This is a genomic window from Tautonia marina, assembly GCF_009177065.1.
In the GTDB taxonomy this organism is placed as follows: domain Bacteria; phylum Planctomycetota; class Planctomycetia; order Isosphaerales; family Isosphaeraceae; genus Tautonia; species Tautonia marina.
The window spans coordinates 1-26622 of sequence record NZ_WEZF01000031.1 but is presented as its reverse complement, the minus strand read 5'-3'; the positions used below and the strand labels follow the sequence as shown (position 1 = coordinate 26622).

Annotated in this window: 31 protein-coding genes; 16 read left to right on the top strand and 15 right to left on the bottom strand. The window is 63.5% G+C overall.

Translation table 11 applies throughout. The annotated features are described in order from the left end of the window. Positions 1-97 precede the first annotated feature (97 nt). Entirely contained in the window at positions 98-3013 is a 2916-nt protein-coding gene (gene mobF, locus GA615_RS25655) for a MobF family relaxase (protein ID WP_152054203.1), read from the top strand. Next, the gene (locus GA615_RS25650; protein ID WP_152054202.1) at positions 3003-3497 is read left to right on the top strand and encodes a hypothetical protein; all 495 of its coding nucleotides are present in this window, start codon (positions 3003-3005) and stop codon (positions 3495-3497) included. The genes mobF and GA615_RS25650 overlap by 11 nt, the downstream gene beginning before the upstream one ends. Positions 3498-3512: 15 nt before the next feature. Here the strand turns inward: GA615_RS25650 and GA615_RS25645 are convergent, their stop codons facing one another. From GA615_RS25645 to GA615_RS25620, 6 genes are all read right to left on the bottom strand, one after another. Continuing rightward, positions 3513-3713, bottom strand: a complete 201-nt coding sequence (locus GA615_RS25645; RefSeq protein WP_152054201.1) for a hypothetical protein — start codon at positions 3711-3713, stop codon at positions 3513-3515. Beyond that, the gene (locus GA615_RS27930) at positions 3710-4381 is read right to left on the bottom strand and encodes a hypothetical protein (RefSeq protein WP_201750320.1); all 672 of its coding nucleotides are present in this window, start codon (positions 4379-4381) and stop codon (positions 3710-3712) included. Before GA615_RS27930 ends, GA615_RS25645 begins: the two co-directional genes overlap by 4 nt. Positions 4382-4386: 5 nt before the next feature. After that, positions 4387-4974, bottom strand: coding sequence for a hypothetical protein (locus GA615_RS25635; RefSeq protein ID WP_152054200.1), 588 nt, complete (start codon positions 4972-4974; stop codon positions 4387-4389). A 12-nt stretch (positions 4975-4986) separates the two neighbouring features. After that, positions 4987-5562 (bottom strand): hypothetical protein, encoded by a 576-nt coding sequence (locus GA615_RS25630; protein WP_152054199.1) that lies wholly within the window; start codon positions 5560-5562, stop codon positions 4987-4989. 57 nt (positions 5563-5619) lie between these two features. Then, positions 5620-5973, bottom strand: a complete 354-nt coding sequence (locus tag GA615_RS25625; protein WP_235905678.1) for a hypothetical protein — start codon at positions 5971-5973, stop codon at positions 5620-5622. A gap of 76 nt (positions 5974-6049) precedes the next feature. Further along, complete coding sequence (locus tag GA615_RS25620; RefSeq protein ID WP_152054198.1) at positions 6050-6313, bottom strand: hypothetical protein; 264 nt, start codon at positions 6311-6313, stop codon at positions 6050-6052. A gap of 386 nt (positions 6314-6699) precedes the next feature. On the opposite strand from GA615_RS25620, the gene GA615_RS25615 reads away from it, so the two are divergent. Beyond that, positions 6700-7089: a hypothetical protein gene (locus GA615_RS25615; RefSeq protein ID WP_152054197.1), complete on the top strand. Its 390-nt coding sequence runs from the start codon at positions 6700-6702 to the stop codon at positions 7087-7089. Positions 7090-7193: 104 nt separating this feature from the next. Here the strand turns inward: GA615_RS25615 and GA615_RS25610 are convergent, their stop codons facing one another. From GA615_RS25610 to GA615_RS27925, 4 genes are all read right to left on the bottom strand, one after another. Further along, positions 7194-8102, bottom strand: a complete 909-nt coding sequence (locus GA615_RS25610; RefSeq protein WP_152054196.1) for a DNA N-6-adenine-methyltransferase — start codon at positions 8100-8102, stop codon at positions 7194-7196. Between the two features lie 256 nt (positions 8103-8358). After that, entirely contained in the window at positions 8359-9216 is an 858-nt protein-coding gene (locus tag GA615_RS25605) for a type II secretion system protein (protein WP_152054195.1), read from the bottom strand. A 35-nt stretch (positions 9217-9251) separates the two neighbouring features. After that, positions 9252-14417, bottom strand: a complete 5166-nt coding sequence (locus GA615_RS25600) for a DEAD/DEAH box helicase family protein (RefSeq protein WP_201750319.1) — start codon at positions 14415-14417, stop codon at positions 9252-9254. A 323-nt stretch (positions 14418-14740) separates the two neighbouring features. After that, positions 14741-15010, bottom strand: coding sequence for a hypothetical protein (locus GA615_RS27925; RefSeq protein ID WP_201750318.1), 270 nt, complete (start codon positions 15008-15010; stop codon positions 14741-14743). Positions 15011-15345: 335 nt separating this feature from the next. Here GA615_RS27925 and GA615_RS25595 point away from each other — a divergent pair, with 335 nt between their 5' ends. From GA615_RS25595 to GA615_RS25550, 10 genes are all read left to right on the top strand, one after another. Beyond that, positions 15346-15606 (top strand): hypothetical protein, encoded by a 261-nt coding sequence (locus tag GA615_RS25595; protein WP_152054193.1) that lies wholly within the window; start codon positions 15346-15348, stop codon positions 15604-15606. Positions 15607-15704: 98 nt separating this feature from the next. Continuing rightward, positions 15705-16598 (top strand): hypothetical protein, encoded by an 894-nt coding sequence (locus tag GA615_RS25590; protein ID WP_152054192.1) that lies wholly within the window; start codon positions 15705-15707, stop codon positions 16596-16598. Between the two features lie 3 nt (positions 16599-16601). Next, positions 16602-17600, top strand: a complete 999-nt coding sequence (locus GA615_RS25585; RefSeq protein ID WP_152054191.1) for a hypothetical protein — start codon at positions 16602-16604, stop codon at positions 17598-17600. A 488-nt stretch (positions 17601-18088) separates the two neighbouring features. Next, positions 18089-18901: a ParB/RepB/Spo0J family partition protein gene (locus tag GA615_RS25580; protein ID WP_152054190.1), complete on the top strand. Its 813-nt coding sequence runs from the start codon at positions 18089-18091 to the stop codon at positions 18899-18901. Between the two features lie 61 nt (positions 18902-18962). Further along, the gene (locus tag GA615_RS25575) at positions 18963-19199 is read left to right on the top strand and encodes a hypothetical protein (protein ID WP_152054189.1); all 237 of its coding nucleotides are present in this window, start codon (positions 18963-18965) and stop codon (positions 19197-19199) included. A 101-nt stretch (positions 19200-19300) separates the two neighbouring features. Then, positions 19301-19627 (top strand): hypothetical protein, encoded by a 327-nt coding sequence (locus tag GA615_RS25570; RefSeq protein WP_152054188.1) that lies wholly within the window; start codon positions 19301-19303, stop codon positions 19625-19627. Next, a complete protein-coding gene (locus GA615_RS25565) occupies positions 19624-19890 on the top strand; it encodes a hypothetical protein (protein ID WP_152054187.1) in 267 nt (88 codons plus the stop codon). The genes GA615_RS25570 and GA615_RS25565 overlap by 4 nt, the downstream gene beginning before the upstream one ends. After that, positions 19875-20147 carry a DUF1232 domain-containing protein gene (locus GA615_RS25560; protein WP_152054224.1) on the top strand — a complete coding sequence of 91 codons (273 nt, stop codon included), beginning with the start codon at positions 19875-19877 and terminating at the stop codon, positions 20145-20147. The genes GA615_RS25565 and GA615_RS25560 overlap by 16 nt, the downstream gene beginning before the upstream one ends. A 79-nt stretch (positions 20148-20226) precedes the next feature. Next, a complete protein-coding gene (locus GA615_RS25555; protein WP_161602565.1) occupies positions 20227-22521 on the top strand; it encodes a type IV secretory system conjugative DNA transfer family protein in 2295 nt (764 codons plus the stop codon). Positions 22522-22563: 42 nt separating this feature from the next. Further along, on the top strand, positions 22564-23160 hold the full coding sequence (locus GA615_RS25550; RefSeq protein ID WP_152054185.1) for a hypothetical protein: 597 nt from the start codon (positions 22564-22566) through the stop codon (positions 23158-23160). A gap of 3 nt (positions 23161-23163) precedes the next feature. Here GA615_RS25550 and GA615_RS25545 read toward each other — a convergent pair whose 3' ends face one another. After that, a complete protein-coding gene (locus GA615_RS25545) occupies positions 23164-23433 on the bottom strand; it encodes a hypothetical protein (protein WP_152054184.1) in 270 nt (89 codons plus the stop codon). A gap of 116 nt (positions 23434-23549) precedes the next feature. Here GA615_RS25545 and GA615_RS25540 point away from each other — a divergent pair, with 116 nt between their 5' ends. Genes GA615_RS25540 through GA615_RS25530 form a run of 3 tightly spaced genes read left to right on the top strand, consistent with a single transcriptional unit; the run spans position 23550 to position 24681 of the window. Further along, positions 23550-23756, top strand: coding sequence for a hypothetical protein (locus GA615_RS25540; RefSeq protein ID WP_152054183.1), 207 nt, complete (start codon positions 23550-23552; stop codon positions 23754-23756). Between the two features lie 41 nt (positions 23757-23797). Continuing rightward, on the top strand, positions 23798-24349 hold the full coding sequence (locus tag GA615_RS25535; protein WP_152054182.1) for a hypothetical protein: 552 nt from the start codon (positions 23798-23800) through the stop codon (positions 24347-24349). Further along, entirely contained in the window at positions 24346-24681 is a 336-nt protein-coding gene (locus GA615_RS25530) for a hypothetical protein (RefSeq protein WP_152054181.1), read from the top strand. Before GA615_RS25535 ends, GA615_RS25530 begins: the two co-directional genes overlap by 4 nt. A 95-nt stretch (positions 24682-24776) precedes the next feature. Here GA615_RS25530 and GA615_RS25525 read toward each other — a convergent pair whose 3' ends face one another. From GA615_RS25525 to GA615_RS28330, 4 genes are all read right to left on the bottom strand, one after another. Beyond that, a complete protein-coding gene (locus GA615_RS25525) occupies positions 24777-25040 on the bottom strand; it encodes a hypothetical protein (protein WP_152054180.1) in 264 nt (87 codons plus the stop codon). 698 nt (positions 25041-25738) lie between these two features. Continuing rightward, positions 25739-26053 carry a type II toxin-antitoxin system RelE/ParE family toxin gene (locus GA615_RS25520; RefSeq protein WP_152054179.1) on the bottom strand — a complete coding sequence of 105 codons (315 nt, stop codon included), beginning with the start codon at positions 26051-26053 and terminating at the stop codon, positions 25739-25741. After that, positions 26053-26301, bottom strand: coding sequence for a ribbon-helix-helix domain-containing protein (locus tag GA615_RS25515; RefSeq protein WP_152054178.1), 249 nt, complete (start codon positions 26299-26301; stop codon positions 26053-26055). The genes GA615_RS25520 and GA615_RS25515 overlap by 1 nt, the downstream gene beginning before the upstream one ends. 128 nt (positions 26302-26429) lie before the next feature. Continuing rightward, positions 26430-26622: hypothetical protein (locus GA615_RS28330; RefSeq protein WP_235905677.1), on the bottom strand; the 193-nt coding region annotated here is incomplete at its 5' end.

Sequence of the window (26622 nt, the reverse complement as noted above, 5' to 3'; positions counted from 1 at the left end):
CGGTCATGGTGAAAGCACTTTCACACAACTACTGCTTGATTTGGTGGTTTTCGCCGTTAGGATGCCCCTGGATTTGGTAAAGGCGGGGGCATCGCCCATGTTGCGAATGAAGCCGGTCGGAACGGGTAAAGAGGCGGCACGCCGGGCGGAGCTGTACTACGCCCGGAGCGACGGCGGCTACTACCATGGCGAGCATGGCCTGCACGCCGAATGGGCCGGCCGCGGTGCCGCGATGCTCGGGCTTGAAGGCCCGCCGGAATTCGACCAGTTCCGCAACATGCTGCACGGGCTCGACCCGTTCACGGGCGAGCAGCTTACCGCCCGTCTGCGCGACAACCGTATCCCGGCCTGGGATGTGACCGCGAGCGTGCCCAAAGGCGTGACGCACGCCATCGAGGGCGGCGATGTGCGCGTGCACGAAGCCTTATGGGAATCCTTCCGCGAGGCGCTCGCCATGCTGGAGGGATACGCAACAACCCGGGTGCGCGTGGATGGAAAGCACGAGGACCGCATTACCGGCAATCTGGTGGCCTACGCCGTCGAGCATGCCGAAACCCGCCCCACTGTCGATGAATCGCTGCCGGAAGACCATCCATGGCGGGTGATGCCGGATGAAGACCGGCATATCCACGGCGTCGTGCTCAACCTGACCTTCGACGATGCCGAAGGCCGCTGGAAGGCGGTGAAATTCCGGCCGCTGATGGATTTGCGGAAATTCTTCGACCGGAGCTTCGATGCGATTCTTGCGAAGAAGCTGAGCGGCCTCGGCTACGAGATTGAGACGAAGTGGCAAAACAGCGAACAGGGCGGCAGCCGCTATTACTCGTGGGACATCCGGCCGGCTCCGTCGTTCGAACCGGACTGGCAGTCGGCGCTTGAGAAATCGTCCCGCCGCACGCGGGATATCGACGCGACGGAAGCGGCCATCGTCGCTGAGAACAGGGAGCTGGATGCGACCGCTCCGGACTCCTTAAGCACCGTGGCCCGCGACCGGCTCGCCGCAACCTCGCGACAGACCAAGCGTGATGATTTGACGCTCGAAGAGTGCCGCGAATACTGGCGGAGCCGGCAAACCGGGGCTGAGCGTCGGGCCATCGCCGAGACCATCAAACGGGCGATGCGTGGCGAGAACGGCCGCCCGGAAAACACGCCTGAGCGGGCGGTGGCGTTTGCGATGCGGCACCATTTCGAGCAGGAATCGACCCTGCCGCCGGAGACGCTGATGACGACGGCGCTGGAGCGGAGCTTAGGCGCGGCGTCGCCGGAAGACATCGAACGGGAGCTGAAGCGGCAGGGCGTCATCCTCGTGGAGCGCGATGGCGAGCGGGTGGCGACCACGCCAGAGCTGCTCGCCGAAGAGCGGGGAATGGCAGATTGGGCCATGGCCGGCAGGGGAGCGGTGGCCCCGATTGGCGTATCCGGGGGGCTTGAGCGCGAGTACCTGAACCGCGGCCAGTGGGAAGCGGTGACCGGCCTGCTTACAAGCGAAAACCGCGTCAACCTGATCGAGGGGCCGGCCGGTGCCGGGAAATCGTCGCTGCTGAAGAAATTTGCGGAAGGGGCAGCGCTTCAGGGCCAGGCCGTCACCTGGCTCGGCACCACGGCTACCTCGGTGAAGGTGCTGAATCAGGAAGGCTTCGAAGCCGACACGCTCGCCCGCTTCCTGCTCGACGAAAAGATGCAGGCGGCAGCACAGAACGGCCGCGTCGTCGTCGATGAAAGCTCGATGCTCTCGCACGCCGATGCCGTGAAGCTGATGGAGGTGGTGAAGCGGCAGAACCTGAAGCTCATCGTTGTTGGCGATCCGCGCCAACACGGCTCCATCGGCCGCGGTGCCTTCATGCGGCTGCTGAAGGACTACGGGCATATCCGGCCCTTCCGGCTGACGGAGATTCTCCGTCAGGAAAGCCCGGAATACCGGGAAGCGGCCGGGCTGCTCTACGAGGGCAAGGCGGCGGAGGGCTTTGATGCGCTCGACCGGCTCGGCTGGGTGCATGAGATGGCAAACGGCGAAGAGCGGGTGCAGCGCATGGCAGAGGAATACGTGGCCGCTGCAGAAGAATTCGAACACCTGCCGCCGCAGGCCCGCGTGCTCGCCGTTGCGCCGACCCACGCGGAAGCAAACCTGATGACCGCCGAAATCCGCAGCCGGCTTCGGGAAAAGGGCCGGCTCGGCTCCGAAGAGCGGGAAGTTCTTCGGCTGATGCCGGTGATGACCTCGCTGGCCGAACGCTCGGAAAGCAGCACCTACCGGCCCGGCGATGTGATTCAGTTCCACCAGAACGCGAAAGGCTTCCGTAAAGGCGAGCGGCTCGTTGTTACCGATCCGAACTCGGTGCCGGTGTCACAGGCGGAGCGGTTCAGCCTCTACCGGCCGGAGACGCTTTCCTTAAGCACCGGCGATGTCGTGCGGTTTACGGGCACGGTAAAGAGCCTGGACGGCAAACACCGGCTCAAAAACGGCGATACGCAGGTGGTAAGCGGGTTCGACCGCAAAGGCAACATCGTCCTTGAAAACGGCTGGAAAGTGAGCCGGGATGCCGGCCATCTGCGGCACGGCTACGTCGAAACCTCGATGGGCTCGCAAGGGCGCACCGTGAAGCGGGTGATTCTCGGCATGTCGTCCATGTCGCTGCCGGCGACCAGCATGGAGCAGATGTATGTGAGCGCGACCAGGGCGAAGCAGCAGCTTTCGCTCTTTACCGACGATAAGGAGGCGGTGCGCGAGCGTATCCAGAAATCGAGCCTGAAGCGGCTCGCCCTCGATTTGATGCCGGCGGCGAAGCCCGATCCGGCAAGGGAGGAGCAGGAGCGGCGGCAGCGGCATCTGGCCCGCAGGCGGAAGCTCCGCCTGTTCGACACCATGCGTGCGGCATGGAGCCGGGCGTTTTCCCGCAACGGCACGGAAGCTTCGCCGGCAGACCGTTCGCCTGTGGGCGGCTACCGGCCGGAAGGATTCACGCACGCCGAACGTCTGAGATCACAGCAACAGGAGCACGGCCATGGCCGATGAGCGGATGGCAGAGAAATTCAGCATCCTCGACATGATCGACCGCAAAGCTGGTGCGGCACGCTCTGAGCCCGAAAGGCCGGAGCCGGTAGCGCCGGAGGCGGCACCGGCGGTTAACGACGACCATCCGCCGCTGCCGGTGGCGGGCGATCCCTACCGGGCGTATTCGCGGCTTTCCAGCCGCCCGGTGGCCTGCCTGTTCTTCCTGCCGAAGAACATGCTGCCGGTCGGCTTCCTCTATCACGGCCTGGAGCGGGTCTGGATGGCCGAGGGCGAGCGGCCGGGCTCAGGCCCGAAGCTCATCGTGCGGTTCAGCGGCAGCGAAGTGACGGAAGCCGTCATCGAGGGCCGGAACCTTATTCCGCTCTGCGCGGCCCTCGGCCGGATGGCGATTTACTGGGTATGGGAGCAACCGGCGAATCAGCCGGCGGAAGACGATGCGGCCACGGTCATCCGGAGCATCACCTTCCGGAAGGCAGACGGCTGAGATTCCGGAGAGCCTTTATTCCCGGGCAACTGGCCGCGCCTTCTCCAGCTTCGGTACGATCCGCCTCAAATGTTCCGCGATACGCTCTTCAAGTTGTTCGGCGAAGTCGCGGTCGGTGTCGAGCCATCCCTGCACGCGGAAACCAGCGATGGGAATGGTCAGCAAGCCTTCGCGTTCCACGTTCAGCATGATTTCGTAGGTAAATTGCTGGGTCATGGTTGTGTTTCCTCCATGGTGTTCAGGTTGATGGATGCGGGCGCTGCTCCGCCGTTCGCCGCCGGGGCATCGCCGAAGAGATGCTCGGCATGGCAGGCGAGCACCTCCCGGTTGATTCCGATGGTCGCGTCGTGATGGTGCTTCGCCCATTGCAGGACCTGGCACGCCTGAGCGTCGCTCAAATCCGGGCGGATTTCCTGCACATCCTCGATAGCCCAGCTGACCGCGATTTCCCGCGGCGATGGCGGCACCGCTTCGCCGGTGCCGTCGGCCATGGCGAAGAGTGCCCGTACATCGCTGAGAATCGCCTGCGTGTCAGGATCGCCTTCCGGCCCGCAGCCGAGCTGCCAGATTTCGAGTTCGCTGGCGGCACGCTCCAGCAACGCGAACGCTTCGGCGGCAAGGTGCATGCGGCGGATATGTGGGTCGCATTCATAGAGGTTTGGGAACGGCTGGCCGGTGATGCACTGGTACACCTCTTCCGCCGCTTCGCGGCTGGAGTAATCGCCGAGGGCTTCCACGCGCTCGCCCTGGACATGGCCGTAGAGCGTCCAGAATTCCGCCTCATCGTCGTCGCAGGTGACGGTGATGCTGCCATACGGGTCGGGTGTGCCAGCATCATCGAGGCGCTGGCAGCCGGAGATTTCGTAGTTGTCGAATGGTTTCATGGGAATTACTCCTTGGATGAAGGTTGAAGTTGGGCTTCGGCTTCGCTTAGGGCGGTTTCCAGCCCGTAGAAGCCGAAGCAGCTCTCCACCAGTTCGGCCTGCTCGCTTCCGCAGCAGGTGCAGCTGGTGAGAATCTCGATGTCGTAGCCATAGACCTGGCCGTTGGCCCAGTCGGTGTAGGCCTCGAGGAAACGGCGGGCATCCGCTTCACGCGGCTGGTAGCCGGAGGGAAGCTCAGGCGGCGGCCGCTCCCAGAGCAGGATGCCGGCCACCCGGGTGCTGTCCCAGCGGCAGCTCGGTCCCTCGCCCGTCAGCGACCAGCGGCAGAGCCCGTGCTCGTAGTAGCTGAGCCAGAAGGCCGTGCCGGTATCGAGCTTCCGGCTCAGGCCGATATGGGCCGGTAGCGGGTTACCCGCTTCATCGAGTCCCTTGCAATAGCGCTCAGGCGCTTCGTAGGAGCGGTGCCGGTGGCTGAACGAGACGAGCCGCCAGCCCTCCCATTCGCTCGGGCATTCGGCATCGCTGTCAGGGAAAACGCTGATGCGGTATGTGCGGCCGCCGGCTTCGACGGTTCTGGTTTCGATGGCTTCCATGCTCGTTGCTCCTTATGCTGCGTCATCGTCGGATTCTGCCACTGCAACGTCGTCATTCCAGACGGTCAGCGTTTCGATGGGCTCCATCCAGTCGTTCGGATACACGTCGATGATGAGCCCTTCCGGGTTGCGGATGATGGCGATACCATACCCGCCCTCGACATGGACGCAGGCTCGATCAGGGTCTTTCTCCGGTTCGTGCGTGAACGCGAAGCAGGTAGAGTGGTCGGGAAGTTTCGGCCTGATGCCGGCCGCCGTTGCATCGGCGATAGCGGCGCGGGCCTGTTCGGCGGCGTCACCCAGGTTTTCGAGGGCATGATGGTCGCCTTCGCTTATCCGGCGCATCAGGAACTCCGCTCGTTCCAGCACAGACAGCAGCTTCGGAGCGGCCTTGCAGATGCGCTCCTGCTCGATTTCGCCGCAGGCGAGTTGGGTGACATGCGCCGCATATGCCCAGGCTTCCTCGCAGGTGTCGAACGCAGCAAGCGCCCCGCCGGGCGCGTCGGTTTCCACGCCTTGCCCGGTTTCCTCGTTGTACTCTTCAATGTCGATCCAGACTTTGTACGTAATGGTTTGTTGCGTTGTCATAATCTGATTCCTTTCAGGTTATGGGCGGGCTTCCGGCCCGCCCGTAAGTTGGTCAGCTCAGTAATCGTCGGGCATGAGGATGGTGGTCGCCGAACGGTCGGCTTCGGTGATGATCCAGAATGTGCCCGCTTTGCCCGGATAGGCGGAAAGCACCCGGTCGCCGTGCTTCATGGCGCTGTCGTTCTGGCGGGCATCGCTGGTGCTCACCTCGCCCCAGTCGCAGCTGGCATGGCGGGCAAGCGCCGCGTTCACCTCTTCCGGCGTGAGCTGCTCCAGAGCACTGGTCGTGATGAGGAGCCGGCCGAGCGGGAAGGTAAGCCGCTTTGGCCTGACAGCTTCGAAGGCATCGTTCAGGATGCCGTCGGCAATGGCCTGTTCGGTGGTGTATTCAAAGATAAGGTTCGAAGTCATAAGCATTTTCCTTGTCGTTTCACTGGTTGCACATGAGGGAGAGGATGCGGCGGGCGATCTGCCCGCCGCGACCCGCTCATTTCGCGGTCGGGCCTGCCTGCCTGCGGGCCTTCGCGTCGGATTTCATCTGGCTGGCGATGTAGGAGTGGGCCTGGTCGAGCAGCTTGGCCATGGTCAGCAAATCGTCGAAGCGGAGCTTGTCGGATTGCTGCCAGGTTTCGTCGCCGTTTTTGTAGCTGCGGCTGGGGACGACGCTGTACCAGGGGCCGTTTTCGCCGTGGTTTCTCCAGATGGTGACTTGCAGGACGCCGATGCGGATTTTGTGTGCGGGTTGAGACATGATGGATTCCTTTCCGATTTCGTTACCGGCCCCGCTCCGGGGCCTTACGGCACGAATCAGGAAGCGGGTCCAGGCGTGGCGAGAGCGCACCGGGCAAGCGAAAAACCGGAGGGTTCGCGCAGGCGGAAGCCGGTTTTTCGCTTACACGGCATGCCGCCCGCTTCAGCGTGCCGGGTTCAAAGGCCACATTGCGGGGCTTGATGATGTGAACGGAAAGGAAGTGGTCGTGTCGGCCGCACCGCTTTCGCACCTGCGGGCCTGACTTCAGCGGCCGGTGGAGAGGGAGAAAGCGCAGGACCGGAGCGTCTTCCTTCGCAAGCCGTAGCGGGGCGACGGAAGCATGGATCGCTTGCGCAGGGTTTGGAGCGGTGCTATGGCTTTAGCTCATGATTGACCGGCCACAACCCTGGGATTTGCCCCGCCTCGATGAGTACGTGGAAGCCGTGCTCCAGCGCATGGCCGACAACCGCGACGTGATGAGCGATCAGCATGGCGAGCCGTACTACACCGTCTATGCCGCAGGCGTGGAGCGGGACGGGAAGCTGCGACTCGACCTTGAAGCCGATTGCTCCGCCATCGGCATGCCGACCAACACGCCGATTACGGTGAAGATGGACCCGAAAGAAGGGCCGGTTGCCTGGCTGCTCGAAGATACGCTGATTGCCACGACCGGGCGGGAGATGACGCCGGAGGAAGCCGGCGATAAGCTCGGCATGGACCAGCTCCTTGCCGCCTTCGGCAAATGGATGGGCCGCGGCTCCGGCCGGGAACGGTGATTCGGCACCGGTGGTCAGCCGGGGAATGGTCGGATCGTTCTGGAAAGCATGATTATGCCAGCGTCTGATAATATTCTCTATGTCTCATTGGGCTTTTCGGGGCTTTAGCCGGCTCGCCAGGCATCCGGTAACGCCGCATCGAGCCCGGCCAGCATCTCCGGATTGGAGCCCCAGACCACCAGCGCCGACGGAAACGGCGCGGCCTGGTCGATACCGCCGAAGCGGAGCCGCCCCCGCAGGAAATACACGACCGCCTTCCCGGCAACGTGCTCGTGCCAGTATCTGGTGTCCGGCCGGGCCGGCAGGAGCGCTACCACCGTCTTCGCCCGGCCGCTCCTGACTTCCTCGTGGGCTTTGGCTATCCATGCCGAAAGCGTGCGCCCATAGGGCGGATTCAGGAAGACAATGCCGCGCCACGGCAGATTCAGCCCGTCATCCTCGACGGTGAAATGCGCTGCCGCTTTCACGGCGGTGCGAGTGCGGCGGGGTGCGCAGGGGTCGAGGTCGAAGCGGCCGAACACGCGGTAGAGAGCTTCGAGCAGCTCGGACGGAGTTTCCCAGCCGTGATGGACGGAAGCGTTGCCGGCGTGGTTGTAAAAGGCGGCCTTGCCGTTTGCCGGTGCGAGGTAAGCCCCTGCCCCGAGCACGCTGAACGCTTCCTGCAGCGTAGCAAGCCTGCCGGTGCTCTCTCGCTCCAGCGCCCGGACGGTGGGCCGGCTGACGTTCAGCGTGCGGGCAAGCGATGCCTGCGAGTAGCCTCGGCGGCGGCGGAGCGTAGCAATCCGCTCGCCGAGCGTTGCGCCACCCGGCAGGTTGCGGCCGGCTACCGTCAGCTCCAGGGCGGCCAGCACCGCCAGGAAAGAAGCGAGCGTACCGCCTCCCTGCTCCAGGTCGCGTACCGTGCGCTCTGCGACCGATGCCGCCTTCGCCACGGCGGCCTGCGTGAGCCGGAGCGCTTTCCGGTGCTGCCTCAGCTCCGCACCGAGGCCGAAACCGGCAGATTCTTTGCCCATTCCGGTGGCTCCTGCCTGCGGAAACCGGCAGAAAGTTTGCCAGCGATGACGTTAGTATGGGGTATCTGCGGCCTTTTGGAAAGCAACAGGCGGCGAATCCGTGGCAAGGCCCTGCACCCGGTCAGTTGGGTCTGGGCCCAGTTGAACGACTGACTCCGCTGGCGCGGCAGGGGCTCTGCCCCCTGCACCCCCGGGATATTTGAACAGGGATGATGACTAAAAAATTAATAACAAATGCAATTTTATTAGGAAATAGTTACATTGTATCCACGCGCCAGAAAATATTGCATGCGTAACCGCTATAATTATTGTTTAGGCTTGTATCCCAGTATGCACCGTTTCGATAACCACAACTGCTTCCGTCTTCGTTGGTCGTCTGTGCGGTACGATTGATGTTGGCGCTAGCTACCCCGCCACCGGCCTGTGGTAGTAGCTTTAATTTTTGCTGCTGCAGGAGCAGGGGAAAGTCATTGTTTCCAGAATAATAGGGGAAAGTTCCGCCAATTTTGGTAAACATGGATATGACCTGGTCGGGCTTCAGCGCGGATATTCCATAAAATGCAGCTTGGCCATTCACATGACTAAATCCGGTCCGAAAGAGCGTTTGATTATTCCAGGTGAACGCGACTATGCCTCCCCTGCCATTTGCAAGTAATGGGGCATGTGTCCCCGGGGTACATGGAGCTGCCGTGCAATTCTGAATGGATTCCTTTATGAGACCAGAAGTGGAAAGGTGTACCCAGAACTTACTGGCTTCAGCAGAATATTGAACATGGTATGAGCCACCGTCTATGATGTCGCGAAACGTAGCATAGTCGGTTTCGTAGTCCCAGACAGCATCAATGCCTTTATTTCCATTACCATTCGGCCCAAGTCCAAGCTGCGTTGCGATTGGGCAATCTCCGGGTAGGCAGTTATATTTCGTGCGGAAGGTGCTGACTGCAACCTCATAACGTTCCAGCTGGCTCATGATGCTGCGGGTTTCAGCCGCCTCGATCAAATCGCGACCCAGGAGCACCCCGCCCGCGACCAGCCCGATGATAACGAGCACGATGCTCAGCTCGATCAGCGTGAATCCTGCACGGGGGAAAGAAGGGCGGTGGTGTATGTCCATCCTTCCAGTCTATCGCATCAAAGGTAAAAGGATGATTAAAACAACCGCAACTGCTGGCCGGCTCCCTGGCTCCGGGTAACGCGCTGCCGGAAGCTGGTCGAGGCCGGTACGGTCGGTTTCCGGACCATGCTGGTCTGTGGTAACGGCAGTTCCTGCACGACCATTGGCGTGATTTCCGTCGGCGGCACCGCCGGGGCCCCGATGGATTGCTGCTCGATGTTTTCTGCGGGTTCGGCAGCGGGCTCCGCCGCAGGAGCGGCTACGGTGCCGATTCGTCGGCGGATACGGCGTGTCACTGGCTCTTCGGCCCTGCTCGTGCGGTGGGCGGAGCTGCGTTCGGCGGTACCCTCGACACGGTTTGCTGCCTTCAGGGCGTTGATGCGCTCAGCCAGCTCGCTCGCCGGAGGCAATTCCGGCCCTCCTGCTTCCGGCGTGGTAGCAGAGAGCGCCGATTTGAGCTGGTCCCGCAAGCCTTCCAGCTCTTTCAGATAGGCTTCATGCTCGAAGGCGGAGCCGAGCCGGGACTGGTAATCGCGAAGCTGGGTTTCCGCGAGGGCGAGGTCGCGTTCGTTTGCATCCATCTGCTGCCTGTAGCTGCCGAGCAGCCGGGAGATGGCACCGAGCACGGCCCTCGGGCCGTGATGGTCGCGGGAAAGCTGCTGGTGCCGTGTGGCCTGGCCCTGAAGATAGACTTCCGGCGCACCGGATGGATGCTGCACGATGCCGAATTCCAGCCCGCGCCAGTGGCCGAGCGGCGTGCGGCTCACCTGCCGCACCTTCTCCGGCAGGGCTTCGAGGCGGAACCCAAGTCGTTCGGACGCTTCCGAACGGTCGCATAGCCGCCCGTCGATCCGGTATTCCCCTTCAGCCCGGGCTTCAGCGGTGGCAAGGTCAGCGGTAAGCCCGGCGATGCGGCGCTTCGTGCGTTCGATGGTTTCCGGCAGTTCGCGTAAGGCCCGGCGGGCAAGGTACTGCTCGTCGGCGTGGTTTTTCTTCAGGATGGAAAGCCGTTGCAGCTCGGCATCGGCTTCGGCGAGCGTGAGCACCGCCGGATTGCCGGAGGCAATCGCCTTCACCTCGGCGTAGGACAGCTCCTGGCCGCCGATGTCGTCGGCCGAGCGGGCGGTGATGTCGCCCGTCATCACCTGCCCGATAAATTTCGCCTTGGTTTCCAGTGCCTGCCACATATAAGCGTCGAAGGAACCTTCGGTCACGTAGCGGTAGATGGCGACTTCCGGATTCGTATTGCCCTGGCGGAGGATGCGCCCTTCCCGCTGCTCGACTTCGGCCGGTTTCCACGGCGCATCGACGTGATGGAGTGCGGCCAGCCGCTTCTGCACGTTGGTGCCGGTGCCCATTTTCTGCGTGCTGCCGAGCAGCACCCGGACGGTGCCGCTGCGTACCTTGTCGAACAGGGCCTGCTTCTTCGCATCCGAATCGGCGTCGCCGATGGAAGCGATTTCTGAACGCGGAATGCCGCGGGCTTCGAGCTTTGCCCTTATGTCGTCATAGACGGAGTAGCCCCATGCGGTCGGGTTCACGCCCATGTCGCAGAAGATGAGCTGCGTGCCGCGTGTCGGCTGCGTTCGCTGCCAGATGGAAGCCACGTTATCGGCAAGGGCGTTCACCTTCGAATCCGGATGGTCGGCCGCTTCCGGGGATACCAGCCTTGCGTCGAGCGCGAGCTTGCGGCCGTCGGTGGTAATCGCAAGGGCATTATCTTCCCTCGGATCGACCTTTTCTTTCCGGATACGCTCGTAGCGTTCGACCAGCCTGGTCTGGATTTCTGCCTGCTCCATCGACATCGGGCAGGCGACGATATGCGGCTTGCCCCCTTCGAGCGCCGGTGTCGGCAGGTTCAGCATCCCTGCCGTCTGCACGTCGGCGAAGGCCCGGAACATGGATTGAAGCTCCGGCAGATTGACGAAGCGGGCAAATCGGCTGCGGGCCCGAAGGCTCGCACCATCGGGCGAGATTTCCATGGAATCGACCACCTGGCCGAAATTCGCGGCCCAGCCGTCGAAATGCCCGATGCCGCGGGATTCGAGCCCCTCCGGGTCGAGGAACCGCTGCATCGTATAGAGTTCCACCATCGTGTTGGAAACCGGCGTGCCGGTGGCAAACGTAACGCCATGCCCGGGATGCCGCTCGCCAAGGTAGCGGGCTTTCATGAACAGGTCGAAGGCACGCTCAGAGCCGCCGGTCTGGATTCCGGCCACACGGTCCATCTTGGTCGGCGTTTCGAGATTCTTGAAGTAATGGGCTTCATCAACGAATACGTGATCGACGCCGAGTTCGTCGAAGACGAGCCCGTCGTCTTTCTTTTCCTCGGCCAGCAGGGATTTCAGCTTCTCCTCGCGGCGGGCTTTCTGCTTCTCGATGGTTTTGATGATGTTCCGCTGGGCACGGTCAGAGCCCATGCGGGCCCGGTCGCAGAGCAGCTCATCGTATTCGGCGATTTGCTCGCGCAGGAACCGCTCCTGGTATTCCTTCGACATGCCGATCCGCTCGAAGCTCGAATGCGTGACCACGATGCCGTCCCAGTTGCCGGAGGCGATTTTGGCGGTGAGTAGCTTCCGGCGGTCTTTGGCAAAATCCTCCTTGCCGGCAATCAGCAGGTGAGCATTCGGGTAGAGCTGCTGGAACTCGCGGCCGAACTGCTCCAGCATGTGGTTCGGCACCACGTACATCGGCTTATGGATGAGGCCCGCCTGCTTCATCTTCATGCCGGTTGCGGCCATCGTGAACGTCTTCCCTGCCCCGACGGCATGGGCCAGCAGCGTGTTGCCGCTCGACATGCCTCTCCAGACGGCATCTTCCTGGTGCGGGCGGAGATGGATGGTCTGGTTCAGGCCGGGGAAATCGAGGTGCGAGCCATCGAACTGGCGGGGCCTGAGATTGTTGTACGTATCGTTATAGATACGGACCAGCCGTTCGGTGCGCTCAGGCTCGGAGAAGACCCAGGATTTGAAGCGCTCTTTGATTTTCGCCTGCTTCTCGCGGGCGGCGAGCGTGTCTTCCTGATTCACGACCCGCTCTTCCTTATCGCCGCTGCGCACGGTGTCGTAGATGACCGGCGTTTTGAGGTTGAGCGCCTGCTCCAGCAGGGTGACGCCGTTCGCCCTGGGCGTGCCGTAATCGGAAGTGGCGGCGACCGATGCAGTGGCGGCGTAATCGGCATCGACGCTCCAGATCGCGTCTTTCTTCAAATGCCCGATGCGGATGGCCGGGGGCGAAACGCCGAACAGCTCAGCGGCGAATGCCTGGATGTCGGATTCGGGAATCCATGGCGAGCCGGGATTGGCGTCGATGTCGCCGGGGAGCAAATCCTCCGGCTGTACTTCCTTTAGTGCCTCAAGGTTCCGGGCGAATTCCGGGCCGGCCGCTTCGGCGGCCTTCAGCTTCGCCCGCACGTTGCCGGAAAGGTACTCATCGGCGGTTTCCCATGCACCGCTTGCCGGATCGCGGTAGATGAGATCGCCCAGCTCCTGAATCACCGCCTCTTCCGGCTTGCCATAGAGCGAAGCGATGAACGGCAGGCTGACCGTGCCCTTCTGGTTGAGCGAAACGAGCAGCCCCTCCTCGGCGCTGGCAACCCGCGTGATGGGCGGCGTGCGGCCGACAACATCGCGGCTCATGATGGCCGCTTTCGCAGCCCGGCCGGTCAGCTCGTCATAATCTTCGAGCGCCATCACCAGCATGGCGTCCGGGTCTTCCCGGAATTTCACCACGTTCGGCATGCGGCGGATGACGGTGCCGTCTTTCGTTTCAGAGAAGGTGGTTTTGTTGATGGGACCGTAAGCCCGCACGAAGCGGTCGTAGGCGAGGTTGAGCGCCTGCCGTGCTTCCTCGCGGTTCGCTTCCGGCCAGCCTTCGTTCTGGCTCTGAAGGACGCGGCGGGCCTTGTCGCGGAGGCCGATGAGAGCGGCAAGCCGCCTGCCCGTCATCGTGCCGTCGGAGCGAAGCTCCGTGCCGCCGTACGTGACCGGCCGGCCCTCGCCGCTTTCCACCTGGCAGATGCGGCGGTTATCGTCGATGTAGAAGCTTCCTTCGGTAATGTGCCGCTCCGGTGGCGGCGGAACGAAGGCCGGAGGCTTCGTTTTGACCGTCAATTCGGCAGGGGCTTCGGCCCGGTGCGGGGCCTGCTCCGGCAGCCGGCGGATGGCTTCGTGCAGCTGTTCCTCAAAGTGCCCGTTTGCGGTGACGCTGTAGCCGTCACCGCCATAGAGCCGGTCTTTCCGGCTCCAGGTGCCGAGCACCATCTCCGGATGGTTCAGAAAGTAAGCGTTGACGGGCACGCTCGCGCCCTCGATGGCAAGCGGCCGGGATTCGAGCCAGCCTGCATCCGCGTGCCGGGCCGGCTCGCCGGGGGCACGCTTGCGAAGGAACACGATGTCGGTCACGACTTTCGTGCCTTCGTTTTTGAACGCATCCGACGGCAGCCGGATGGCACCGAGGAAATCCGCCTTCTCCGCGAGTGCCTCGCGGGCGGCAGCGTTTTGCTTGTCGAGCGTGTAATGGCTGGTCACCAGCGCGAGCACGCCGCCGGGCTTCAGGCCATCGAGCGATTTGGCGAAGAAGAAATCGTGCAGGGCGAGCTTCTGGCCACCATAGTCGAGGCGCACATCGGCGAAGGGCACGTTGCCGATGACGGCGTCGATGCTGCCTTCCGGCAGCTTCGTATCGCGGAAGTTTTCGATCCTGATTTCTGCCGAGGGATGGATTGCACGGGCGATGCGGCCGGAGAGCGAATCCAGCTCGACGCCGATGCAGCGCATCGAGGCGGCCGCCTGCGTGAGAAAGTTGCCGGTGCCGCAGCCGGGCTCCAGGATGGTGGCCGATTCCGGCACGCCGAAGCGGCGGATCGCCTCGTGCATCGCCCCGATAACCGCAGGCGAGGTGTAGAAGGCGTTGAAGGTGGTGCGGCGGGCACTTGCGTATTCTTCCGGCGAAAGCAGCGATTCCAGCTCCTCGCCGATGGCCTGCCAGCCGTCCTTGTAGCGGCCGGTAACCGGGTCGGGAAAGATGGAAAGCGCGACCGGGCCGAAGCCGCCGAAGCGGGCTAAAATGCCCTTCTCTTCCGGTGTGGCGGGCCGGTGCTCGTGCTCGATGCGTTTCAGGGTATGGATGGCCGCGAGGATGTCGCGGGCCTTCGATTTCTCGCCGCTGGCGAGTGGGATGACTGTGGCGGTGCCGTTCATGGCGTCTGCTCCTTCTCCTTGCGTTAGCGGCCCCTCCGGGGCCTGACGGCAGGGAAAGGAAGCGGCTTCAGGGCGGGGCGAAGCGTACCGGTCAGCCGAAGAGCCGAAGGCTTCCGCCCCGGCGGAAAGCGGCTCTGGCAGGTTGACGGGCCCGCCGGCCGCTTCAGCCGTGCCGTTCGTCAGGCCGGAGGGCGGCAGCGGAACAGAAGAGGAAGGAGCGTCGCCTGGGGCAGCATCGAAGGGAAAAAGCGACTGGCGGCGGGAAGTGCTGAGGCGTTGAGTGTGGCTGAGCGGTGGTGATGCGGCAGGAGGCGGGCGGGTGGTCAGGCCGTTTCGTTCGCGTTCGGTGAGCACTCTGAGGCTATGGAAGCCCGGAGGTCCTCGATCGCCAGCTCCAGCGCTTCGCTGGTAATCTGCTCTGTCGCGCTCTGCGGCCTCGCCTGAAGCAGCTGCTCCATCCGGGCCTCGTGGAAGCCTTTCAGCTCCAGCGCCCGGCGTTCCATCGTCGTTAGCAGCGTCCGGCTGGCTTTGAGGCGCTCGTGAAGCGCCGGATTCTCCTGCAACAGCTCCAGTGCGATCGTCTTGTAGTGCATGGATGCTTTCTCCTGATTGCCGGGTAGCGGCGTCCCCTGCCCCGGCTGCATCGTCAGGGGCCGGGAACCCCGGCAGAAAGGGGGTGGGTGCTTTCCTCGATGCCATACAGGAGCCGATCCGCTGGTCGCCGTTGCCATGCTCCTACACGATGGCGCGAGGATTGGGAAGGATTTTCTATTGCACCGCATCAAGGAAAGCCTGTCCGACAGGGGAAGCGGTTCCGGCCAGGCCCGGTGCCTGAAGCACGTTTCCCGACCGGGCGGCGGAACGCTGCGGATTCCGCTAGAATGGGTCGGATCTGCCCTTTTCCCCGAACGATGCGGAGCACCTGGCCATGAGCATGACGCGGATTGCTTCCCACGGGCTGCTCAGTGCCGGCAGGCTCGCCGTCTGGACGGCGATGATGCTGGTGGCGCTGCTCATGCTCGCCGTTTCGGCCATGGCCGTGATGCAGGAAGACACGCTCTCAGCGGTCATGGCACTGGCGATAGCTGCCGGCTGCTGGTTCGGCTTCCGGGCGTGGATGCAGAGCGTCGTTCGGGCAAAGCTCGCGGCTGAAGCGGGCCCGGCTGACCTAAGCCGGGTGACTGACTGAGCCGCCGTCGGGGCTCTGCCCCGAACCCCGGGATACTTGAACAGGGATGATGCAGGGCGGGCGGAGCTGGCGGGCCATCATTGTTCGGGAGAGAAACCGTGCCGTTATCCCTGTTTGGCTACGATGCGCCGCTGTGGCAGGATATCGGCGTGCTGGCCGGGATCGAGCGGCCAAGGCACGCAACGGTGCCGATTGAGAGGATGCCGTATCAGCCTGATGGAAGGCATGATGCGCATGTGGTTCTGGCAACCGAGGAAATCCTGAGCCGTGCCTTCTACCGGAAGGCCATGCACGAGACCATCGGGCGGTGGTGCGGATTCGGGCCGGGAAGCCATTGGGACAGTCAATCGCCGTTTTTTCATGCGCTGATGCAGAGCTTCTTTTCATCCGATGGTGATATGCCGGGATGGCTTACCGTCTTTCCCCAAAGGGTGACGGCCAGATTCCGTCAGAGTCATGGCCGGTCGCTTACCCAGAAAGCCGAGCGGCCGGTGATTCAGCAGGCCGGGGAGCAGCTCGAAAGGCACCAGCTTAAGCTCGGGAGCGTGAATATCCGGCCGGAATCGCTGGCCATGGCGACCCGCCCCGACATCGGCCTTTCAGAAACCCGGCTTGTTACCCAGAAGATACGCAGGGGGCTGCCGTACCAGCCCGGAGAAACCCCGCGCTTCACTCTGGAGGTCTGGACTTATCTGTTCACGCCCGGGCTCGATGACGACGATGCTTCGGCCGGGAAGATTCCCGCGATGCAGGGAGCCGGGCTGTTCTACGAGGGAATCGGCATTCTGAACGCTCCTCACATTACGCTCGGCAAGCTGCTGGCCCACCAGACGAAGGCGGAATTCCTTTCGTTCAACCTGCATCCCGAAGGCGGGATGGTGCTCGATCTGCGGTCGATGTTCTATGAGCTTCCCTATTTTCTGATCAGCGATTCCAATAATCATTCACTGCTCCGATCCATCGTCACGCCCGGCCATTGGGAAGTGTTCTGAGCCATGCCTAAAGCAAAGACCAGGGAATCGGTCGCAGATACGCCTTTGGAGCCGGTGCGTCAGTCCTGGCCGGTGGCTGCTGTCTGGCACGTCGGCGCTGAAGGCGTGGAGCCGGTACAGGAAGAGGCGGTGCTGCCACGGCTGCTCGAAGAGCTTGGCATGTATCTGTGGAATGAGCACGCAAAGGCAGCCGGCCGGGAAGGGTATCTGGCCCTTGTTGCCGGCGGCAACGCGGCATGGGCCGATGAGCAGCATCTGGCCCGGCTCCTCCCCCTCGTCGAAGCCGCAGCAGGCCGGCTGGTCGCCGATGCCATGGGCAGGATGGGCGACCGGTTGCCATGGAGCGGCCGCATCGTATCCGGGACGGACCGGGAGCCGTTCGTTGCATGGGCCTTCACCGACACAAACCTTGCGCGGCTGGAGAAAAACGTTCATAGTCGCTTACAAAAATTAAACATCGATTCGGGAATGGCAGAGACGGAGCAACATCAGGAGCAAGCGGCGTCGGAGTCTGGCAGATCCCGCGAACAGCTCCTCGATGCGTTGATTCAGACCGTTCCTGTGACCGCTCCTTACGATGAGCAAACGAGTGCCCTCGAAACGCTGAAGAATGAGTCAAACCATCACATTAACGAACGAATTGAAAAACTGCTAAAAGCTGAGGCAAAACAGCGATTTAATAACACTGATTCTTATTCCGGCAAACTTGAATTTACACGGTGGCTCAACGGTGAGCTGCAACGCTTCGGCCTCGCCATCACCTCCGCCGAGGTAGGCGGTCCTACATCGCTGACGGCCGAATCGGGCGGCAAGCGGAACGAAGGACGCTTCCGTCTGAAAGGCAAGATCAAGGATGAAGAAGGCAGGCAACAAAACTACACTACCCAGGATGTTGGTGAGCTTTTGGACCGGATAGCATTCGAAGAGGCTCATCGCCGGGAAGCCCTCTCAGAATGGCGCACGCGGGTCAGCATTCGAGGGAGCGGAGCCTCGCGGACGTAGGCTGATTCCGACTTCCAGAAGAAGAGAGTTGACGCAACAGGCCCTCAGAGGAAATAATGCCACCAGACTAGAGGAAATATTTCCTCTGATCTCTCCTCACTTCCGATTGTGTCGAGCTGCCACGGCTCAACCCTAGGAGAATCCGAGTCATGCCCGGTTACGTGCTCCTCGCCGCCCTGGTCCTGACCGTCCTGTTCCCGCCGCTCGGCATTCCGATGGTTCTGATGCTGCTCGGCCTGAAGATTGGCGGCGGCAGTTAGCCACCGCGACCTGAACAATGTGCCGAGCGTATCTGGCCGCCGATAACGGCGGCGGCATCTACCACGCTTGAGAGCCGCCAGGCTCGCGCGTGGCGACTGACAACATCGAATCGCTGAAGCGGCCGCCGGGCAGGGTTCAGGCCCTGCCCTGCCGGCTGTGCGTTCTCCGTCCGCGCTCTTTGACAATCCGGTCCCCTTACCGGCGGCAGAAGCCGCCAGGGAGTATCCATGCCCGAGCAGTTGCTTGAGCTGGCGGTCGATCAGCTCATGCCCGACCCGACGCAGCCGAGGAAGAATTTCCATCAGGAGGAGCTGGAGCGTCTGGCTGCGTCCATCAAAGCCCGGGGGGTGCTCCAGCCCCTGCGCGTCGTATTCGACCACGAGCGGCAATGCTGGCTCATCGTCACCGGTGAGAGTCGGTGGCGGGCGGCAAGGCTCGCTCACCTCGACACACTCCCCTGCCTTGCCATCGACGGCAGGCCGGAGGAAGCCGATTTGCTCGCCGACCGGATTGTGGAGAACCACTGCCGCTCGGACTTAAGCGAAATCGACCTTGCCCATGCCCTGCACAAGCTCAGGGCGCTCCGCAAATGCACCGGCCAGGCCCTTGCGGCGGAGCTGGGCATTTCGGCGGCGGCGATTACCCGCACCGAGGCGCTGCTCTCGCTGCCCGAAGACATTCAGCAACTGGTGGCGACCGGGCAGTTGCCCGGCTCCACCGCGTATGAGATTTCCCGCCTGCCGGATGCGGAAGCGCAGCGGGAGCTGGCCCAGGCCGCCGCATCGCGGCGGCTGAACCGGGCCGACATCGCCGGGCGGGTGCAGGCCCGCATCGGCAAAAAGCAGGTGAAGCCCAGAGCCTCGCGGCTAGCCTGCCGCTTCGAAGGCGGCATCGGCATCACCGTCTCCGGCGGCGAGGCCCTCGACTGGGAATCGCTGCTTGCCGCGCTCGACCGGCTGCGCCGGACCGCGAAGCGGCTGCGCGAAAACGGCGAGGACATTACCGCGCTCAGCCGTGCGCTGAACCCTTCCGCTTCCTGAATCCCCGTGCGGCCGGTGGCGGCCGCCCGGTTCCTTCCACCTTCCGACAGGAGTGCTGCCCATGGTGTTCGGATTCACGCTCTTCCAGATCGTTCTCGGCGGGCTCGCCGCGATTGGTGCGGCGTCGCTCGGTGTCTGGCTTGTCGAGCAGTTCCGGCTCGAACCGCCGCCGAAGCCGAAGGAGTGGACGCTCCAGTTCAAGGCTCCCGACGGTTACCCGATGCGGAGCTACACCCTCGACGACAAGGAAGTGTACCGGCTGATGAATCAGCTTCACCACGATTATTACCACAAGTGAATAACCGGTTCCCTGGCCGGGCAGCAGCCCGGCCGGGGGTTTTCGCTTCCGCCGCGGCCGCGTGGCCGCACTTTCCTTACTACCCTTCGGAGACGCAACGCATGGAAACGCTCGGAACGCTGCTGCACATCGTCGCGTGGTACGGCACCGTCCTGCTCGTGCTGGTTGCGATGCTGACCGGCATTGGCATGACGGTCAGCCAGTCGGTGCGTGCTGCACTCAAATGGCTGAAACACCTGTCGAAGGAACGGCTCTGGAAGGGCGTGCTCTGCCTGCCCGTCTTCGTGATCCTCGCCCTGGCCGTGATTGCCGGGCAGAACGGCGGCGAGTTCCCCCGCTGGCTCAACCCTCCGGCGGTGTCGTCGCTCTGGGCCGGTGATACCCCGGATAGTGCCGCGCCTCCGGCATCGGAGGGTGTGCGGCCATGACACGCCTGAGCAGCCTCATTCCCCTGCCCCCGTGGCTGCGGCCGAAGCGGCCGGTGCGCGACTGGCGCGTGGCCATTATCGATCCTGACGGCATGCCGGGCGGCGAGGTGCACCTGCTTTCCATCGGGGAAGTGGCCGAACTCGTCACCTGGCTGAGGCAGCGTAGCGGCAACCCGCATGCTGCTCGCGCCTTCGGCCATCAGGCACAGGCGTTCTATTCCCGAAAGGAGACGGACCGGTGTTCGACATGCTCAAAATCCTGATTCAGGCCGGGTGCGTGTTCGCCGTGGTCTGCGTCGTCGCCCTCAGCCTGCCGCAAAGCCGGCTTCGGGAATTCCTCCGGCCGATTGTGCTGGCCGGCATCGCCGTCGCATCAGGGATTTATGTTTTGTCTCCCGTTGATGCGGTTCCGGAACTCGTGACCGGCCCGTTCGGGCTCATCGACGATGCCGGCGCTCTGGTCGGCGGCATCGCCGCGGGCCGCGCCGCGATGCGCGGCTTCAGGCCCTCCGCCAACTGAAGCCTTCCTGCCCGGTGACGGCATGAAGCCGTCGCCGGGCTGTTCGCCTTCGAAGCACCACCAACGGAAAGGACCGCGCATGAACGCAAACCCGGCGAAATTCCTGTTTCTCACCCTGCTGGTGGCCCTGGCCTTTGCCGCATCGCCCGCAGCCGGGCTGCTGCTCGGCGTCGCGCTGCTGGCCGCACGGGCGTTCCTCGGCGGCCGTGAATCACCGACCACGCATGGCTCCGCCCGGCTCGGCACCCTGAAGGATGCGAAGGAAGGCGGGCTATGCTCAAAGCACCCTGAGAGCATCGTGCTCGGCCGGGCCACATGGCTTGGCGAGGGTGCATCGGCGGAGCAACTGGTGAAATTGCAGGACTTTACGCACCTGCTCACTGTGGCCGGCACCGGCAGGGGTAAGAGCGTCTCGACCGTCATTCCGAACGCTTTCCTCTGGCCGAAAAGCCTCATCGTCACGGATAAAGATTTTGAGGTGTTCAACACGGTATCCGGTTACCGGAAGCGTAGCTACGGGCAGGAGCAATACGCCATCGACCCGATGGGCATGCTCGGTGGCGAACATGCCGGGTTCAACCCCCTGGCAGAAATCGACGGCGATGCCAGGACGCTGTTCGAGGACGCATGGGCCCTTGCCAATCTGATTGTGTTTCGAAAGGGCACGGAACCGGAGCCCTACTGGAACGATGCGGCCGAAGCGGTGATTGCCGGATTCATCGCCTTCGTCTGCGCCTGCGAGCAGGACCCGGCGCGGCGCAACCTTCTGACGGTCAGGGATTTACTGGCCTCGCCTGCGAATTTCCGCACGGCCGTCGGCGTGATGAAGCAGGTGACCTCGCACCATGGCGTGATCGCCCGGGCCGCCTGGCGTATGGAATTCCTGAAAGACAAGGAACTCGCAAGCGTCCTCTCATCGGTCAACCGGCATATGAATTTCCTCGGCTCGCCCGGAGTGGAGCAAGCGCTCTCGGTGAGCAGCTTCCGGGCCCGGGATTTACGCAGCGAGAAGGGTGCATCCGTTTATCTTCCTATCGTGCCCGGCCGCACCGAGATCATGGGTCAGTTCAACCGGGTGGTGATCGGCAGCCTGATTCGCGCAGCCGCAGCCGCGCTGCCTGCGGAAAATAACAAAGTTCTGGCAATCCTTGATGAAACGGCGCAGCTCGGCAGGGTGCCCGCCCTGCAGGAAGCGACCGTGCTCTTCCGCGGCCGGGGCATCCGGCTGTGGATGATCTTTCAGTCGCTGAACCAGATTCACGAAGCCTACGGCGAGAGCGCCCAGACGCTCATCGACAATTTCGACACACAGCAATATTTTGGTTTGGATGCCGCGACCGAAACGGCGCAGAAACTCTCCGAGCGAATCGGCGATGCGACGGTGGCCGATGCCTCGGACAACGAAGGCGCGTCGTACTCGCGACCGATACCGTCGGTCGGCAGCGAGTCCGGCGGTAGCGGCAGCTTCAGCCGCAATTTCGGCGTCAACCGCAACTGGATCGCACGCCGCGTACTCTTCGCCTCCGAAATTGCCCTCCTGCCGCCGAAAGTGTCGCTGGTGTTTCACCGGCACCTGCCCGTGCTGCCGGTCGAGCTGGTGCGCTGGTACGAGGACAAAGAATTCGCAGCCTGCCGGGCCGGGGCCGCAACGGAGGAGAAACCTGCCCGCAAGCGTGCCGGTCGCCGGGTTTCGCTGAAGGGCATGCCGGCCGCTGCCGGGCACTTCCTGCTCGGGCTTGGCATCGTCGCAGTAACGGGCTTCGCCGCGTTCGTGCATGCGAGCGGCGGATGGCAGCCCCTGCTCCGCCGGATGGTTCCGGAAATGCCCGCGCCTGCGGGCCCGCCGGTAGTGACGGAAGCGGCGGGCATTGCAAAGCCGGGCGGGGAACCGACCGCGGTGGCGGAAGCGGAAGCCGGAATTGAACACCTGCGGCAGCGAATCCGCGAAGCGGAGCTTGCAGAAGAGAACCGTGAGAAGCTTGCCGGTTTAAAGCGCCTTGAAACCATGCTGCAGGCCAATCTCGCCTTTCTGGAGGGGAAGGCTACCCCGGAGCAGAAGAAGGCGCTCCAGGAGCATGTGAGGGCGCTTCGGAGCCAGGGCGTTCCGGTGACGCCACCGGAGGGCCTGTTTTCCGGCGAGCTGCCGACGGCCATGCAGCCGGCGGTCATGCAAACAGAATCCGCACCTTCAGCGGGGCTTAAGCCCGGCCCGGTGCCCGTCCGGCAACCAACGCCGGTGCCGGATTGCCCGGACCCGGAAGCCTGCCCGCATTCGGCCGATCCGGTGCGCCTGCATGTCTGCTTTGACCCGGCATATTGCCCGGACATTCTGAGATGCCCGCACCGGGGCGGCATTTACTACCGCCGCCGGTAAGGGCCGGCTGCATCCGCTTTCTTCCCTTCAGGAGTATCCCGTATGGCTCAGAACCAGGCCGCACAGCCCGACCGCGGCGAAGACCGGGATTCGGTGCCGCTGCTCGATTTCCTCGCCGAAGCGATTACCGGCGTGATGTCCGACCGCTCAGTAGCCGCCATGGGCCGCGAGGCGGTGAAGGATGTGCGCGACACCGTCCATCAGGTGTTCTTCGGCCAGCATGAGCGGGGCGGCGAAATCGGCGCTCCGATGAATCCGCTCGCCTCGGAAATCGCCAACGATAACGTGCTCCACGCCATGACGGAGCGCGAGAGCGGGCAAACCCTGCCCTCGCCTTCGCAAATCGCAGCCAGCAACGGCCAGGCGATGCAGGCTGAGGCTGCGGAGATGCCGTCGCCATCGCACATCGCTGGTAATGGCTGGGGCCCGGCGCAGGGCAAGGGCGAGTTTCAGCAGGCCGGCTGGGTGGATTACATCCTGGGCCGGGGCAAGAACGAAACGCCTTACGACCGGGACCAGCAGCACATCAAACCCGAGGATGAGAAGGAGCAGCGCAAGGGGCAGGAGCAGGAACAGAAGCAACCGGAGCGCGATAACGACCGCAACAACAGCGGGAGGGGCGGTGGCGGCCGCTGCTGAGCATCAGCCCTTCCTGAACCAGTGCCAGCGGGTGAACGCTTCGAGCCCGTCGAGACTCTCGCGGAAATGGCGGTGCTTCGGGCAGGTGATGAGCGCGGGGTCTTCCCGCATCTCATCCCGCATGACCTCGCGTTCCCGCCGGATGATTTGCATAAGCTCGGCGGGCGTCATCCAGTCGGGTTTTGCTTCCCAGTCGTCGTTATCCGGCGCGGGTTGCTCCGGCAGCTCGTCGCCGGTCAGTATCCGCAGGTGAGTATTCTTCGAAGGGGCCATAACATGCAGCGAATTATGAACATTTACAGGATTACTGTACACGAAAACAGGCGGCGCGCCAAGGGCGGCGTGGCCGGAAGCTTCAGAGCAACCCGCACCCTCTGACGGAGCCCGTAATGCACGACCATCGATACAACGCGGCGATGCAGGCGGCACGGCAAATCCTCGACCGGCTCTCCGGCCCGCCGGAGCCGGATTACCGGCACCGGCTGCCGGAAGTCGCCTGCTACGTGCTCGGGGCCATCAACCGGGTGGAAAGCGGCCAGGCGGAGCAGCCCCCCTGCCCTCGCACCCGGCGGAAGCGCCGGGCCCGGCGCGGCTGACGGTCTTTACTCTTCGATGCTTCAACCGGGAGGTTCCTGCCATGCTGAGGGATGAGGACCTGAAAGCGCTGCTGGAAGAAATCCGCGACGTGCGGGAAGCGCTGTTCGTCGAGAGCGAGGAGCAGGTGGCCGGCTGGAATTACGAACGGGCTGAAACCGGCCTGCCCTTCGCTGAGCTTCCGCGTTCCGACCGTTACGTCATGCTCGAGGATTACGTTGACTGGAGCCGCTATCTGGAGCTGGGCCTGACACGCGGCGAGCGCGACCAGCTCATGATGGATGCGGCGCGGGTGGAAACCGACTTTGCCGAAAGCATCATTGGCTACGAATTCGGCGAGCTGAGCGGGGAAGAGGCACGGGCACTGTATCAGCGGCTGATGGAAGCGGCAGCTTCGCAGCCGTCGCTCACGGAAGGGAATTTAGGGGCAGTGCTCGATGCCATGCGCGAAGCCGGGCTCGATGCGCCGGCGGAGCCGGAAGCGGCCCGCGTGCCCTCACCCTCTGCGATTGCCAATGGGCGAAATGCGCCTGAGCCGGTGCCGGAGAAGAGCTACGGGGTGGAGCGGGATTCAGGCCATGAGCGCGGCCGGTGACGCCGCAGGGAGCCGGCATGTTCGTCTGGCAGGTGCTCAGGGCCGGCGACGGCCGCATTGAAACCGTCGATGCCTGGCCGACGCTCGCGGAAATCATCTGGGAGATGGCCTGCTCCTCGTGGGAAGAGCCGGGCAATCAGTGGCTCTCCTTCGTCGTCGAGGAAGCGTCCGGCGAGGTGGTCGCCACGGCGATGTTCGGGCCGGAGGAAGCGTTGCTGGTCACCATCAGCGACGGCAGGCGCTTTCGCTTCCCTGTGCCGGAGTTCTACCGCGACGCTCGCGCCTCAGAACTGGCGGCGGAGCTGCGGCACGAGGTGAAGCAGGGCTGGTGAGCGGCCTCCCCTGCCCTGCCGCCAGCGGCCCTGCTCTGAGCCTGGCGCGTTCGGATTGTAGCGGCACCGGAGCCGGCAAAGTCACCGCTGCCCGTTCAGTTTGCTGCCGCGTCGTCCGATTCAATTCCCTGGCAGGAGGAGTCACCGCGATCGGCAGACTCACCCTTGCCATGGCGGTCGATGAGCGTGACGCCGCGGAGCGCCTCCCGGATGGCTTCGGCCGCGAACGCCGAAACGGTCATGCCGCGGAGTGCCGCAACGCCGCAAAGGCGGGCATGATCCCTCACGCCGAGAGGGACCGAGACTTTCACGGTTCTGAGGTGTTCCGCATCAGGCCGAACGCTCTTTCGCGCCGCCATGGCTACTGCTCCTCTGCTCCAGCCGGTCGCTTCAGCGGCCCCGCCGGCACGCTCCGGCGGGGCCGCTTTTCTGCGCTACCGCTTAGCATCGGCATCCGGCGTCTGCTCACTTCCGCAAATGCGGGAGGGTGAGCGGCAGGCCCGGCCGGAGGCCGGGCATTCCTCTCCCCTTTTGCTTCTGTGCTCCCGTTCCCTTCATCCTTCGCCCGGCGGTCTTCGGCCCCGAAGGGGCTATAATCTGAGCCGGCGGAGGATGAAGGGAACGGGAGCACGCCACGCCGTCACGGCAGCCCTGGCGCATCGGACAGCCGGCGGGTGCTCCTGTTTAGCTGATTCCTGAGCCCCCCAAACGATGATCGCGGGCGAAGCCCGCATCCGCCAGATTGCACCAGCGGGCGGGAGGGGGCGCGAAAGCGCCGTCGCGCAAAGCGCGACCGAAGCGAAGCGGAGCCCGGGAGCACGCGGCCCGGCGAAGCCGGGGGTGCCTGCAGCATGATCGTCTGTCAGAACCTCAAAGTGCCGGAGCTGACGCTCCGGCGGCAGGGGCCTCATTGCCGGCCCCTGCACCCCGCTAGGATATTGCTTCAGGGATGATGAACGTGTATGGATGGAAGCGCGGTACAGGCTGGGAAGCCGATGACCGACCAGGGGTGATGATTCACCTTGGGCCGGGGGCTTTGCTCCCGGCCTTTTGCGTTTCAGAGGGTGAGTTCACCACGGGCACCGTGGCGTATGTAGAGCACCGTGACCGTGCTTCCTTCTACGGTGAAGAGGATACGGCGCTGGGAACGGTGCCTGCCGTAGGCGAGGACACGGATTTCTTCGGGGAAATGGTCGTTTTCCCGGGCAAGCGGGCAGCGGAGGGGATGGTATCTGAGGGTGTCGATGGTCTGTAACAGCCTGTCGAGCCATGCGGCGGCGATGGCAGGCGACGATTCTTCGCTGATTCTCTGCGCCGCCTCCTGCAATTCTGCTTTAGCGGTGGCGGTGATTTCGATGTCGAAAGGATTCATCAACCGGCCGGAAGATCCAGCCTGCTTCGGATTTCAGCAAACGCTGTATCCAGCTCCTGCGTCCTGCCGGCCCGCTTATCCTCCAGCCCCTGCCGGACGCACTCCAGTTCACGGGCCTGCTCGGCCTCTTCCCTGCATTTGAGCAGGGCAAGGGCATCGTCGATAACGTCATCTTCCGACGCATACCGCCCGCTCTGGAGCTGGGCGCGGATGAACGGCTCCCAGCGTTCTCTCATATTGGTGTCCATAACAGCATATCCTCTGCACTACCGGCAATCCTAGCACAACCCGCAGGGGTTGCCAAGCGGCGCAGGTACGCACAGATGGACGCTGCCAGTGCAGCAGACCGTACCGTCGTCGTGTTCAGGGATGAAATTCAGGAAGCTTCGCGACTGGCACCGGCCTGCTCCAGCGCCGCTTCGAGCGCTTTCACATCGTCGAAATCAGCTTTGGGCGGAATGGTCATCGCGATCTCGGTGCCTTTCGGGAACCGGTAAACGCGCACCGTCGGAGCCTCGGGCGGCGGCTCAGGGATGGGTGCCGGCTTCGGTGTACGCTTCGCGGTCGCC